The following is a 13,789-nucleotide window of genomic DNA, read 5'->3' on the forward strand; positions in this document are numbered from 1 at the left end:
TAATCCGGTTTCTTTTTTTTTGTATAGTTAGTACGTGAGTAGGAACGTTTCATATTCTAAGGAGTTATGAATGAGGGTTAGTTTAAAAACTAAGACTATGCTTGGCGTTCTGCTTATGTGTGCGACTATGCTGTTAGGAGCATGGGGCGGCATTTCTCAGTTTATGAAGCACAGTTCGTATCTGATCGAGAAGTCTTTGGTTGAAGAAAATTTTGATCGCGCTTTTTATGCGGTATCGAAATCAGTAGAAGAGCTAGGTCGTTCGTGTCGTGACTGGGCATGGTGGGATGAATCTTTCCAATTTATGAAAGATCATAATGAAAAATTTATCAGCTCGAATCTTGTTCCGGAATCATTGAAGACTTTGAATCTAGATTTTATATTATTTATTGATAATGAGGGGAACATCTTTGACTTTCATTCCACTGTTAATAGTGAAGATGTTCAAGATTGTTTCATTCGTGAGGGGTGCAGTGGGAAAGTTTTAATCGAGGCTACAGGCAAAGAAGGCAAAAGCGGTCTTCTTAGAATTTCTCACTCAATTGTAATGGTTTCTTCTCAAAAAATAATGAACAGCTTGATGGATAAAGAGCCACGCGGAACGTTGGTTATGGGGCGTTTTTTTGGAGATGAAGATATTGCAGAATTAGGAAAAAATCTTCGTATGCAGCTTTCGTTAACGGAGTTTCAGAGTAAAGCGGAAGAAGGTGTTTTTTTTGAGTCTTCAGCTTTTATGGGAGCTCCTGTTGTGGGTTTTAAGGTTTTGAAGGATGCTCTTGGTAACCCTCTTGTTTTGCTTAAGTTGAAAATGGGACAGGATATTTATGCCATAGGTAAATCTATGGCGTGGGATTTTCTATACTTTTTCATGGTGATTTTAATTGTTATCGGGATTTGTACATATTTTTTGGTGAATCGGCATTTTGTATCACGTGTTGAAAATCTTAAATCTCAACTTTTCGAGGCCGGGACCGGAGGTGTTACTGACGGTGTCGCTGGAGGAGAGGATCGTTTGCAGGTGATACTTAGTGGTGATGACGAATTGACTGATCTTTCGGATTCAATAAATGCGACTTTGGACCTCGTGCGGGAAGAGAAAGAACGGGCTGAAGTTGCCAATAGAGTTAAAAGTGAATTTTTGGCAAACATGAGTCATGAGATTCGTACACCTATGCATTCGATTATTGGAATGGTTGAGTTGCTTAAAGAGACAAAGCTGGACGATGAACAAAAATATTTTTTGGATGTGACTGGAACTGCGGGTGAGTCGTTGCTTGAAGTTATAAATGATGTTCTTGAGATTTCTAAGATAGAAGCTGGACATTTAGAAATTGAGAAGCATCAATTTATCCTTCGCGAAATGATCGAAAGAGTTGTGTCTGTGCTAAATGTAGAGGCCTCTAAAAAAGGGCTTACAATTATCTGCATGGTGACAGATGACGTTCCTGAAAGAGTGACCGGAGACCCAACACGCATCCGGCAGGTTTTGACAAATTTAATTAGTAATTCCATAAAATTTACAGGCGAAGGGACGGTTGAAGTTCGAGTCGCTGTAGATGATGCAGCAAGAGTTGTCTTTTCTGTTTCAGATACAGGGATAGGAATACCACAGGATAAGATCAGCACGATTTTTGAAAGTTTTACTCAAGCGGATTCGTCAACTTCACGAAAATATGGCGGAACCGGTTTAGGACTTCCAATTTCACGTAAGTTGGTTGAAATGATGGGTGGAGCGCTTTCTGTCGAAAGTCTGATTGGTGAGGGTTCAACTTTTTCATTTTATGTAGATCTGGAATATTAAGAATGGTATCAGTTTTTGAGATTGGTTTTTTGTTTCGTGATTGACTTTTTCAATGCAATCGTTAGTTGGTATAAGAACCCGAAATAATCTTGTGAGGTCTGATATGATGGATTTACTAGGTCTTCTTGCTGTTGTCGCTGGAGTATTTATTTTACTTAAGTTTGTTATGCCTAAACTCGGAATTCAGCCGTGACGTCCCGCTGGAGGCTGCCGTGCGCAGTCTGATGTAAAAAAGAAGACAGGACGTAAGGGAAAATAGTTTATGCCTATTTATGAATATAAATGCAATAAATGCGGGCATATCTTTGAGGAGTTGGTTTCAGTTTCAAAGTCTGAATCTCCTGAATGTTTATCCTGCGGAAGTTTAGATACTATTAAATTGATTTCGGCTTGTATTGGTCATTTGTCTGACGGAAGTTCTGAAAGTGGTTCATATTCTTCGTCCGTAGGTTCTGGCGCGGCTGGATGTGGATCTGGCGGATTTTCATGAGGTTAGACTAGGCTTTCCGGTCGGAAAGCAGAAATGTAATTTAAGCCCTTGAATTTTGTTCAAGGGCTTTTTTGGGTCTAGGTATATGCCTTACGCATGTATTTGATCAGGGTTTTGATACGGCAGTCGTATGTGTGTTCGGCCATGATTCTTTTTCGTGCTGCTTTAATTATTTTAGCCCTTGAATCCGGCTCTGCAGAGTATTTCTCTATCATTTCAGGTATTTCTTCGATGTTGTAATAGACAGCGATTTCTTTGCCGGGTTCAAATAAATTTTCCATCTGATATCTATGGTCTGTAAGAATAAAACCGTTACAGGCCGGAACGTCAAAGACTCGCTGATTCACTGCACCCTTCATCTGCTGGCTGGTGCAATTGAAATTTATTTTTGAACAAGGGTAGAAGCGTGGCAGATCTTCATAGTATGAAAGTTCAGAATGATATTCCCATGTATCTTCATCCTTCAGCAGTTCCTTCCAGCCGCTATCCCCGACTATCATAGGTAAATAATTCAGCGTTTGTTTTACACATGCAAGGCGGTATTCAAGTGTTGCCTGCCAGATGATAAGAGTTTCAAAAGCAAGCTTGCGGTATGGAGAATTAAGATCCTCATAATGTGGAATTAATTCCGGGTAATCAGTTTTTAAAAAATTTAAGACTGACGGCTCTGATTTTTCGCCGAATTCATGCGCGATTTCTTTCCAGCGAAGTTTCAGCGGACCGGAAAGTCCTGCGGCTTCTAAGCGGCGCGCTGTTTTGTGTACCATTGAATTGCCGACAAAAGAAATATCTCTGGCCCATTCGGGATTGCTGCAACCATTACCGGGTTTGAATCTGGTTTGATCCGTTCCAAGGGGAAGATGAAATATGTTTTGGAACCCTAATTCTTTAAGAGAGTCCATACGGTCGGCATCCCATGTAAAGAGAGTGGTGTTGCTGTCGGCCTGAGCTTTGTAAAGGGGCAGCAGAAGTAGCGGATTGTCGACAAACCATGAAGCCATCGGGACATCGAACTTATGGAGTAAGGTGTTTAAGACACCTTCTTGATCGACTCCCAGATGGTTTACCGTCAGCACAAAGTCTGGTCTGAAAATATTTATCGCTGAAGATATTCTGGTGACAAAGATATCAAGGTCCATTTCTTTGGCGTCCATATTTATGAACATATGCGGAATGGATTGTCTTTCACATGCGGCGACGATTTCACCCATCAAAAAGTATTGGCTGGTCAGAAGCAGTATTCTGGGATTTTCAGATTGAAATTTCGGCCATGACGGATGTTGCGGCTCAGTAGTTGCTTCTTTCAGAAGTTGTTTAGTTACTTCGGCATAAAAAGGAGACAGTCTGAGGTAAAAAGGTATGGTCAGCAGTTGAATATCAAGTTTATATTGGCGTTTGAGTTCTAAAATATGGCGGACTGCTGTGGTCGGGGAGGATGTGTTTATCCAGCAGACATTCTGATTATTTTGAAATTTTCTTTTTAAGTCGGTCACGGCGAGAATAGGTTCTTCGCAGTCCAGTATGAGTAAAGGACGGTTTGTCTGTTCCAGTAAAATTTCTGAGGCAACCCCTATTCCGGACCCTATGAGTAGAATCATTTTTTGGGAATCAGCTTCTGATGCAAGCTTCGTTTCATTGCGGGGACCGTATTTTCCCCACATATGCTTTGTTTTATTGTCGCAGGAAATGCATATATCCTGCAATTTTGAATCTTTCTTAATAACCTGAGCAATGTATTTTTCAGTCATTTAAATGTCCTACCATGAGTCGCGTGCAGGTTTGTGATAGAAAAATTCAATCCTTCTGTTTTTTGCTCTGTTGGCGGGGGTGTCATTTTTTACAAGTGGCTGAGTGTCTGCATATCCGACAGCTTTGAGTCTTTTGGTCGAAATTCCGCCATGTTCTGCGATGTAGCGTAAAGCTCTGGCCGCTCTTGCGGCTGAAAGCTCCCAGTTTGTTGGAAATTTTTTCGAGCTGGTTTCTATGTTGTCGGTATGTCCTCGAACAACAAGGTTATAATTATTTTCTTTAAGGATACTGATGACCTTGTTTAGAACCTTGTTCGCACCCGGTTTTAACTTCGCTGTTCCGGGCTTAAATAGTGACGCGCTGTCGGTGCTCATGACTACGCCGTCCTGATCAGCATTTACGCCGGAGGATTTTCGGGTGGACTCGTCGTCATCCAGAAGGGCTTTAATACGAAGGACAAGACCAAGCAGCCGTTTGTCATTGCTGTCCATTTTTATTTCTTTGCGCTGTAGGTCCGACGGTGCAAGTGCAAGGTGGTCCGCTTCGGGCCTTTCAATTTTTACACCGAATGCGTCTTTAATTGAGCCTAAGAGTTCTTTAAATTTTTCAGCGTCATTGGATGCAAAAGATAAAAGAAGCACGAAAAAGCAGAGCAAAAGAGTAACCATGTCCGCAAATGTCGCCATCCACGGAGGTAACCCTTCCTCTGGAGGTGGATCATTGTTTTTCGGCTTAAGAATTACTATTTTTGCCATGACAGACCTTTATGCTAGGCTGCCGCGTCGCGCATTGCCGGTGCAAGGAATGATTGAAGCTTTTCTTTTACAATCGATGGGTGCTCCCCTTTCTGAATAGCGACAATTCCTTCAACCATGATTTCCATATACAGCGACTCTTCAAATGAGCGTTCTTCAAGCTTTTTAGCGAGAGGAAGGAAAACGACGTTGGCAAGAACTGATCCGTAAAGAGTTGTGAGTAATGCAATCGCCATTGCAGGTCCGATTGCGTCAGGATCACTGAGGTTGGAAAGCATGTTAACCAGGCCGATGAGTGTACCGATCATGCCGAATGCCGGGGCCATTGCTCCCATGCCTTTCATAACCGACTGACCTTGAAAGTGTCTTTTTTTCATGAAATCAATTTCAATCTCCATGATAGCCCGAACTATCGTGGAGTCAGTACCATCTGCGACAAGGATGACACCTTTTTTTAGATAAGGGTCATCTATTGCAACCTTTTCAAGGGCCACTAGACTTTCTTTTCTTGCTGTTTCAGCAAGTGCTACGATTTGATCAATAATCGCTTTGGGGTCTCTTGATTTTGAGAAGAATCCTTTAAGAGCTATTTTGAATGCTTTCAGAACTACGCTCATTGGGAACATAATAAAGACAGAGGCAAAAGTACCTCCGAGAACAACAATAGCAGAAGGAGCATCAAGAAACCCTGCAGCATTACCACCCATCATAATAGTTGCTACAATAAGACCAAATCCGCCGACAATACCTATTAAAGTTGCAATATCCATATATGTATCTATTTCTTTAGCGCGGGAGATCCCACTTTAATTTCATGGTTTTCATAATAGAAGTAAACATCTTCCAAGGGTTCATTAACCTGTAAAAAAGCTTGTCCGATACTGATTTCCACACCTGCTTTGACAATACCTGGAACCATTATTCTGCATGATTCAAGTTTTGCAGTTTGTTCCAGTGTATTCCACAGCTCTTTTTTTTTGTTTTTTAAGAAACGGACTTTTATCTCATACTTATCAATCTTTTCTCTGTATTCAAGCGCAGTGCTTACTCCGTTTGAGAGTTTGCCTGCCAATTCCGATATAAGGTCGGTCAGTTTGTCTATTTGTTCGGAGATTTTGTCTATGTGTAACAGTACCAAAGGACTGTATCCCACTATCAATTGAGCCGGGGTGCTAAGTCCCCCGCCGAGTTGTTCCCCTACATAAATGTACTGGTTACTGTAGCAGGGACCGCCGCACAGTCTGCCTTTGACTGCAAATTTACCTTCGCAATAAACTTTACTGTGCATGCAGCTTTTATCAATGATAATATTTTTACCGCTTACAATTGTCGCGTTTTCACAGAAATTTGCCCGTATACTGTCTTTTGCTTCAATATGAGCCTGACCGTGTCCTTTGATGCCTCCGTCACATTTCAAAAAACCACCGGCCTTGACATAAGCCTGCTCAATAATTCCTTTTACATTAATGTTGAAGGCTTTTACCTCCAACCCGGATTTGATTGAATCATGCACAACCAAATCTCCAATGAAAAAAATATTACCAGTGGTCAAGCCCACATCTCCTCTGATGTTGAGCAGTTCCTTGACCATGATCAGACCGTCTTCGTTATAAAAAACGTAGCCGTTACGAGTAGCAATTAACTGGTCTGGATCGTCTGGATTGATTTTTGTGTTTGGGCCTTTTGGAAATTTTTTTTCAGAATAGTGCCTGTATCCATTTGCACACTTTCCCTCTTCCTCTTCTTCCTGCCACTGGGCAAGAATTTGTCCTATAACAACGCTTTGGACATAACCCATATTATAAAAATCGGTACTTCCGTCATTTTTCTGAGTTGGTTTCAGGTTCTGATGATTAAAGTCCGGGTTGAAGAAGTGCTTCAGGCAGGGCATGGTAAGCTCCGTAGGTAGCTGAAAAACTAAGAAATTTCTCGTTCGTCTTCAATTATATCGAAAAAAGAAATCAGTCTGACGAGTTCCAATGTTTTACATATGTGGTCGCTTGGGCGTAATAGATACATATTTTTATTGAGGCTTTTCAGTCTGGAATTCAAGGACACGAGGAAGCCTATTCCTGAACTATCTAAAAAGAGAGCTTCTGAAAGATTGGCAATAACAATTTTTATTTCAGAAGAGTTGCTTTGTTTTTCGACTTCATTTTTGAAATCATAGATAGATTCGATGGTGATTTCTTTTCCGAACTTAAGAGTAAGCACTCCGTCGGAAATGGTTATTCTTTCGTCTGCCATTGATCTTCCTCTATCCTGCGAGTTAGCCTGATTATGTTCTTATCATTTTCTTTAATAAGTTCGAACGAATCCATTAGTTTGGACATAATAAACATGCCGCGTCCTCCAACCGCTTCCGGCGAAGGCATTGAGAAATCAATGGTTTCAGAACAAAGTCCTTTTCCCCAGTCCGCAATTTCAAGGACAATGTATTCTGGCGGAAAAATTGTTATTTTCAGTTCCAGCCTGTTGCAGTCAGCTACTTTTTCATAAGCGTGTCTGGCTACATTGGAGCATGCTTCAGTTAAGACTAAGTCTATATCATGAAGTATGCTTTCATTCGAGATGAACTTTTTTAGTATAAGAATTGCCCTTCTGGCAATTTCTCTACTTTCTTCAGGGTTGGGAACCGCTTCCAGCACAAAGCTATGCATGAATGCTCCGGATGTCCTTACTGATAGGAAGTATAATTTCTATCAATTGTTGCAAGTTGTGTTGATATGAGTGGCTGAATTAATAACCTAATCCTCCCTTTTTAGCAAAAGAAGTCAAGCTAAAAGCTGAATTTTTAGGTGAAATCTTTGGAATCCAAAAAGATTGTAACAGGCCCCCAGTTAACAAAGTCAATATTCATAAGGGAACCGAATTCTCCTGTTTCAACTTTCCCCGGCGCTTTGGACTTGACTGTTTCAGTAAATTTTTCAAATAAACTGCTTGCAAGCTCAGGCGCAGCCGCGTCTGTAAAAGAAGGTCTTCTTCCCTTGCGGCAGGAGGCATAGAGTGTGAACTGTGAAACAAGAAGGATGTCTCCTCCGAAGTCTTCCAGTGAATGATTCATGCGGCCTTCGGTGTCTTCAAAAATTCTGAGACCTATCATTTTATTAATGATTGTTTCCCATGATTTTGAAACCGGAAGCTCTGCTGTATCTTCTTTTCCGAATCCGACCAGTACCATTATCCCCGGCCCGATGGACCCGACAGTACGTTCCGCAACATCAACTTTTGCTCTACTGGTTCTTTGTATTACTAAGCGCATGGGACTAAACTTCGCTGTATGTCGCTACGGAAGAGTCATTTTCTGATACAGAGGCGTAGACAAGTTTAATCCCGTCTGTTTCGACTCTTTTTTTCATTTCTTCATAAACATAACGGGCCAGATTTTCTGACGAGGGGTTTCTGTGCTTAAAGTATTCGATCTCGTTGAGATGTTTGTGGTCCAGTGTTTCCAAGACTGCGGAAAGTTCATTCTTAAGTACTTTGAAGTCCATGAGTATTTCGATCTTGGAATCAAGTTTGTTTCCTTCAATCTCAACTTCAACCCCAAAATTGTGACCATGTATATTTTCGCATTTTCCACCGTAGTTTCTTAACTGATGAGCTGCTGCGAAATCTTTTTTTACTTTAAGCTTCCATGTCCCTTTGTTCATTATGTTCTCCTTGAGTCTTATCTTATTGTCTTTATTTACTGATCGTTGTTTAGTTTTTTACGCAGAAGCTTTTTTGCGCCACATATTGAATTCTTTCCAGAAATCTCCATTGGGTCTTATCATATAAGATGGTCCAAGGCGTAAAGAGCATACTGCTTCTTCCAGAAAAAGTTGAAGAGTTACGGGCGCTGATCCGGGATATCCGCCAAGGATGGCTTTAAGTTCTGTTATTCCTTCTTCGGAGCAGAGCTTGTGGTGAACCGGAAGGGGGACAGCTTCCTGACATCCCGCTTGCGCATTGGCTAACAGAGAAACTTCTTCCGCCAGAACTTTTGCCTGCTTCGGTGCATCAGAGTCCCCGTCTTCCTGATCGCGCAGATCTATCTTACCCTTTATCAATAGAGGTTGATCCTCCGATAAAAAACGTTCGGCAACGGCAAAAGTGTTGGGCAGCATGGTCAGTTCACCGGAACCGGTCATGTCTTCCATCTGGCAGAAGGCCATCTTGTCGCCTTTTTTTGTGACATATTCTTTGTAGGTCGGAATGATTATGCCGAGCCTGACCTGTGCTCCGTTGGACATCTGTTTGCACTCATCAATTGTGACGAGACCCAGCCGTTTCATTTCGTGGTGGTAGGCGAGAAGCGGGTGGCTTGTTAAAAAGAACCCGAGAGCTTCTTTCTCAAGTTTAAGCTTTTCGTCATCATCCCATTCTTCTGTATTGAATTCTTCAAAAGTTACGGGGGTAGGTGCGCTGTCTGATTCTTTTGAACCTCCGAGCATATCAAGCATATTGAGCATGCCGGATTCTTTCTCTTTAGTTTTTCTTTGACCGTAGGAAACAGCCTTATCAAGACCAGCCATAAGACCGGCACGCGTGACGTCGAGGCAGTCCATAGCTCCTGCCCGGATCAGATATTCGATTACTCTTTTCGTAACTCTGCGCAGGTTTACCCGTGAGCAGAAATCAATCAGGCTGGAAAAAGATCCGTTCTTTTCGCGTTCGATAACAATTTCATCGATAGCCTCTTCTCCGACGTTCTTAATTCCGGCCATGCCGTAAAGAATATCGCCGTGATGAACAGAGAATCTTGCTTTACCTAAGTTGATATCCGGCTGACGGACAGTAACTTCCATGTCGCGACAGGCATTAATGTACATGATTGTTTTTTCAGTATTATTCATTTCAGTACTCATTAGAGCTGCCATGAATTCTACAGGGAAATGCGCCTTAAGGAAGGCCGTATAGTATGAAATAAGTGCGTAAGCGGCGGAGTGGGATTTATTGAAACCGTAAGCCGCGAATTCTTCCATAAGGTCAAAAATCGCGTTGGCTGTTTTCTCCGGAATCTCATTTTCCCGTGCCCCTTCGAGAAATCTAACCCGCTGTTTGGACATTTCTTCAGGGTCTTTCTTACCCATTGCACGTCGGAGCAAGTCACCTTCTCCGAGTGAATAGTTGGCGATGATCATGGCTGCCGCCATAACCTGCTCCTGATAAACAATAACTCCGTAAGTAGGGGATAAGCTGTCTTCGAGGGTGGGATAGAGGTAGCTGACTTCTATTTCACCGTGCTTACGTTTAATAAACTCGTCAACCATTCCCGAACCGAGTGGACCCGGGCGGTACAGGGCGAGCATCGCGATAATATCTTCAAAGCAGTTAGGTTTGAGCATGCGCAGATATTTACGCATCCCCGAAGATTCAACCTGAAAGATTCCGTCAGTATCCCCTTTACAAAAAATATCATAAGTGGCCGGGTCGTCCAGAATAAGGTTGTCGAGGTCTGGAGCTTCTTTGCCCTGTTCCCGTATAATATCAAGACAGTCTTCAACAACGGTCATGGTTCTCAGGCCAAGAAAGTCAAACTTGATCAGGCCGACTTTTTCGACCTTTTTCATGTCGTACTGGGTAACAACTTCGCCCTTTTTACCACGGTAAAGGGGAAGGTAGTCAGTCATGGGTTTGTCGGAGATAACAACACCAGCCGCGTGAGTGGAGGCATGGCGGGACATTCCTTCCAGACGCTTGGCAATGTCTATCAGCTTGGCAATTTTCGGATCGAAATCTACCATGTTCTGCAATTCAGGGACGGCCTTAACTGCATTCTCAACATTGATTTTAGCTTTATTTACGCCGAGCATTTTTGCCAGCAGGCCCGGATCATCAGGTATCAGCTTTGCGATTTTGTCCGTTTCGGCAAAAGCCATGCCCATCGCACGGCCAACATCTTTGATTACAGCTTTGGCTTTCATGGTTCCGAAGGTGGTGATCTGAGCTACGTGATCCCATCCGTATTTTTCGGAACAGTACTTAACAACCTCAAGTCTTCTGCGCTCGCAAAAGTCGACGTCGATATCAGGCATGGAAATACGTTCAACGTTAAGGAATCTTTCGAAGAGCAGATCATACGGGAGCGGGTCGATGTTTGTAATACGCAAGGACCATGCAACGATAGAACCTGCCGCCGAGCCTCGACCCGGACCTACTGGAATTCTGTTGTCCTTGGCCCAGTTGATGAAGTCCTGAACAATAAGAAAGTATGCAGGAAAGCCCATCTCGATAATGATGCCCAGCTCGTAATCAAGCCTGTCCCAATATTTCTTTTCATCAACTTCGTAGGGAACATTTTCCAGTTTCTTTTTCAAACCTTCGCGGCAAAGCTTCTCAAATTCGGTGTTGATGGTCATGCCTTCGGGCAGGTCATATTCCGGGAAGTAGTAGTTGCCGAGTTCAATTTCAAGGTTACACATCTCAGCTATGCGCTGAGTGTTGGCTACAGCTTCCGGTACATGCGCGAAATATTGTTCAATTTCTTCAGGTGTTTTAAAGTAAAGCTCATTGGTGTTCATGCGCATTCTTTTTTCAGCATCCACAGTTGTCTGGGTCTGAATACAGAGCAGCAGGTCATGAGCTTCATAGTCGTCTTGAGTCAGGTAATGGCAGTCATTGGTGGCAACAAGAGGTAAGCCTGTGCGGTTGGCGCATTCAATGAGCAGCTTGTTAGCATCTTCCTGTATATCAAGGCCGTTGGCTTGAACTTCGATGTAGAAGTTGTCGGGGAACATTTTGGCGTATGTCTGCGCCATTTCAACGCCCGCATCTATCCCTTCATTCATTAGAGATTTACTGAGCTCACCGGCAAGGCAGGCCGAAAGGCAAACAAGCCCTTCGCTATATTTGTTTAGCAGGTATTTACTTACGCGAGGTTTATAGTGAAAGCCTTCAAGGTATCCGAGGGATACAAGCTTGATAAGGTTCTTGTATCCTTGCTGATTTTTTGCCAGAAGTATAAGGTGAAACCTTTCTCTGCGATCTTTCTTTTTGTGTGCATCCTCATCATCTACGTCGCCGGGAGCCACATACACTTCACAGCCTATGATCGGCTTAATGCCCATGTCGAGCGCAGTCATGTAGAATGCCACGGCTCCGAACATGGTTCCGTGGTCGGTTATGGAAACTGCCGGCATTCCAAGATCTTTAGCCCTTTGACATAAATCTTTGATGCGGATGGCACCGTCCAGCAGGCTGTACTCGGTGTGAACATGTAAATGGACAAATTCTGACATTTATTATTCCTGATAATGGGATAGTTTTCTAAAGTTGCTTGAAGTGGTAGTATTTGCATTAAGCTGGACTAGTCAACACGATTTGGGCAATTTATAAAATCAGTTTTTGTAAAGTTTGAGTTTGAGTTTAAAATATATAAATTTGTCGGGACGTTGAACGGAGTGGATGCCGGGCGTTGTCTCAACTAATAATAACTGCACAGGTAGAATTTCTGAATGAGCTCCCTACTATATATATATGAAAGAGCACCGCTCCTGTTACTTTTCGTTACCGGGTACATTCTGTACCAGGTGATGGCTTCTGTCAGGCTGCCCGAATATTTCTCGGCAAAGGCCGTCAGCTTTAGCCGTGGAAGAGCTGACTATCTGTTATTGTCATTGATATTCGTTTCAGCGGGAATGTCCATGTTCATTCCAAATGCTGTAACAGTGCTGGCAATGATTCCTGTCATCCGTAAACTGGACGCAGAACTTGAATCCATGACTACACCTCTGACTCTATCTATTATATATGGAGCAAATATCGGAGGGATGGGGTCGCTTATTGGAAGTCCTGCAAATATACTGCTTATCGGTGCGATGGATTTCTTCAAAGTTGCGGGCAGAGAGCAGATTACCTTTTTCAACTGGTTCATATGGGCATTGCCGCTGGTTATCCTGTTCTTATTGCTTTCATGGTTTGTAGTCCGTTTTGCTATTCCAAAGGGAGAGCAGGCAATCCCGGCAAAATTTTTAAATAGAGTGGAGCGGATATCCATAAAGCAAAAGCGGGGACTGAACATATTTGGATTCTTTCTGGGGTTCTGGCTGATAAGTTCGGTTATAAGGGAGTTCCTTCCGGCTTATGCTGAATTTGAACCTGTAGTCGCGCTGATCTTTACGACTGTGTTCCTTAAGTTGATATTTGGAAAAGGGCAGTTGATGAGCTGGGGGAGCTTACTCGAAGGGGTACCAAAGCGAGGACTCTTACTGCTTTTAATTTTAGGTGTATTCATTGTCGCAGTGAAGCTTCTAAATCTTGATGAGTATGCCGCAGAAGGGTTCAAAGATCTTTTGACCTTGATGGCTGTGGATGGACAAAGAGGATACCTGCTATATCTGGTAACAGCGGCGGTTGTGATTCTACTTACAGAGATACTCAGCAACACGGTAGTTTCAACGGCCTTCTTCGCAGTGGTGGTTCACACAGCTTTTTCATTCGGAACCAACCCTATGCTACTTATGATACTGGTTTCCATTGCTTCAACCTGTGCGTTCATGACTCCGATAGCCACTCCCTGCAACAGTTTGGCCTTTGGAGAGATGAAGAGAGTGTCATTACGGTCTATGTTGGGGTTGGGAATGGTTCTGAATATATGCGGAGCTGTTCTGCTTTCGCTTTGGGTCTGGAAGGTCATCCCCTATATATATAGATAGCAATGAGCTCAGCATTACTTTAAAATCTAAGGTTAACGGCGTTAAGTGAACTAATATGGGGGGATGCCCATAATAATTCAAAAACCTATTGACGTGGGCGCGCGATTCTCATAGAACCTCTTTCTCGGGTCGGCAACGGCTGAACGCCACAGCATCTCCCGGGATTTTTTTTGACTGACCGGTCACAAAGCGGTTGACATGAAGAGGGTGAATGTGTAGTTTTCGATTCCGCGCTGCCAAGGGGTAACGCAACTGAGGTAACACTCGGAGATCATTGAAAAAAAAGTTATTTAGTTGTTGACTGGACGGGCCTGCTTGAGTAGGTTCAGCCTGCTTCCCGAAAGGCCGATTTGAT

The 13,789-nt window shown here is 42.9% G+C and carries 12 protein-coding genes; 3 read left to right on the plus strand and 9 right to left on the minus strand.

Annotated features, from left to right (window positions below; genetic code table 11):
* Window positions 1-70: 70 nt before the first annotated feature.
* A complete protein-coding gene (locus BLT41_RS04695) occupies window positions 71-1,801 on the plus strand; it encodes a sensor histidine kinase (protein ID WP_092158718.1) in 1,731 nt (576 codons plus the stop codon).
* Window positions 1,802-2,063: 262 nt separating this feature from the next.
* A complete protein-coding gene (locus BLT41_RS04700; RefSeq protein ID WP_092158720.1) occupies window positions 2,064-2,291 on the plus strand; it encodes an FmdB family zinc ribbon protein in 228 nt (75 codons plus the stop codon).
* 77 nt (window positions 2,292-2,368) lie between these two features.
* Here BLT41_RS04700 and BLT41_RS04705 read toward each other — a convergent pair whose 3' ends face one another.
* The 9 genes from BLT41_RS04705 to dnaE all read right to left on the minus strand — a co-directional run bounded on the left by BLT41_RS04705 (window position 2,369) and on the right by dnaE (window position 12,018).
* The gene (locus BLT41_RS04705) at window positions 2,369-4,039 is read right to left on the minus strand and encodes a CgeB family protein (protein WP_092158722.1); all 1,671 of its coding nucleotides are present in this window, start codon (window positions 4,037-4,039) and stop codon (window positions 2,369-2,371) included.
* 9 nt (window positions 4,040-4,048) lie between these two features.
* On the minus strand, window positions 4,049-4,795 hold the full coding sequence (locus BLT41_RS04710; protein ID WP_092158724.1) for an OmpA family protein: 747 nt from the start codon (window positions 4,793-4,795) through the stop codon (window positions 4,049-4,051).
* Between the two features lie 14 nt (window positions 4,796-4,809).
* Window positions 4,810-5,565, minus strand: coding sequence for a motility protein A (locus BLT41_RS04715; protein ID WP_092158726.1), 756 nt, complete (start codon window positions 5,563-5,565; stop codon window positions 4,810-4,812).
* An 8-nt stretch (window positions 5,566-5,573) separates the two neighbouring features.
* Window positions 5,574-6,686 (minus strand): FapA family protein, encoded by a 1,113-nt coding sequence (locus BLT41_RS04720; protein WP_092158728.1) that lies wholly within the window; start codon window positions 6,684-6,686, stop codon window positions 5,574-5,576.
* A 26-nt stretch (window positions 6,687-6,712) separates the two neighbouring features.
* On the minus strand, window positions 6,713-7,042 hold the full coding sequence (locus tag BLT41_RS04725; protein ID WP_092158730.1) for an STAS domain-containing protein: 330 nt from the start codon (window positions 7,040-7,042) through the stop codon (window positions 6,713-6,715).
* Window positions 7,024-7,455, minus strand: coding sequence for an ATP-binding protein (locus BLT41_RS04730; RefSeq protein WP_092158732.1), 432 nt, complete (start codon window positions 7,453-7,455; stop codon window positions 7,024-7,026). Before BLT41_RS04730 ends, BLT41_RS04725 begins: the two co-directional genes overlap by 19 nt.
* 134 nt (window positions 7,456-7,589) lie before the next feature.
* Complete coding sequence (dtd, locus tag BLT41_RS04735) at window positions 7,590-8,057, minus strand: D-aminoacyl-tRNA deacylase (RefSeq protein ID WP_092158734.1); 468 nt, start codon at window positions 8,055-8,057, stop codon at window positions 7,590-7,592.
* A gap of 4 nt (window positions 8,058-8,061) precedes the next feature.
* Window positions 8,062-8,448, minus strand: a complete 387-nt coding sequence (gene queD, locus BLT41_RS04740) for a 6-carboxytetrahydropterin synthase QueD (protein WP_092158736.1) — start codon at window positions 8,446-8,448, stop codon at window positions 8,062-8,064.
* A 57-nt stretch (window positions 8,449-8,505) separates the two neighbouring features.
* Entirely contained in the window at window positions 8,506-12,018 is a 3,513-nt protein-coding gene (gene dnaE, locus BLT41_RS04745) for a DNA polymerase III subunit alpha (protein ID WP_092158738.1), read from the minus strand.
* 216 nt (window positions 12,019-12,234) lie between these two features.
* Here dnaE and BLT41_RS04750 point away from each other — a divergent pair, with 216 nt between their 5' ends.
* On the plus strand, window positions 12,235-13,434 hold the full coding sequence (locus BLT41_RS04750) for an SLC13 family permease (RefSeq protein ID WP_092158740.1): 1,200 nt from the start codon (window positions 12,235-12,237) through the stop codon (window positions 13,432-13,434).
* The last annotated feature ends 355 nt before the right edge of the window (window positions 13,435-13,789 follow it).

Source organism: Maridesulfovibrio ferrireducens (genome assembly GCF_900101105.1).
GTDB classification, from domain to species: domain Bacteria; phylum Desulfobacterota; class Desulfovibrionia; order Desulfovibrionales; family Desulfovibrionaceae; genus Maridesulfovibrio; species Maridesulfovibrio ferrireducens.